The sequence below is a fragment of the Photorhabdus viridis genome, from assembly GCF_040256935.1.
Lineage (GTDB): Bacteria > Pseudomonadota > Gammaproteobacteria > Enterobacterales > Enterobacteriaceae > Photorhabdus > Photorhabdus viridis.
Genome location: NZ_JBEJZY010000392.1, coordinates 1 through 265 on the forward strand (window position 1 = coordinate 1; position 265 = coordinate 265).

General features: G+C 44.9%; 1 protein-coding gene. It reads right to left on the bottom strand.

The genetic code is table 11. From position 1 onward, the window contains the following. Positions 1-265: hypothetical protein (locus tag ABR397_RS23875; protein WP_350307854.1), on the bottom strand; the 265-nt coding region annotated here is incomplete at both ends.

Genomic DNA, 265 nt, shown 5'->3' on the forward strand with positions numbered 1-265 from the left:
TGATGTAGAACCCTTTGGAATGGGTAATCGTTTGCGCAAAGGTACTGTTTTTTACCGCTTTAAAATTAACCTGACCGTGAGTACTGGTCAGTTTAGCATTTTGATGGGTGGCGATTTTGCTGGCTTCATAAGTGCTGTCATCCCGGCTTAACAAGTTAATATCGCCGCCGGCGGTAAATTCAGTGACTTTGTTCGTGACATCATGACGGGTGCGTGTGGTGGTTTTCTTTTTGCCATACCACCTGCGTGTAGTTTCTGTTTTCTC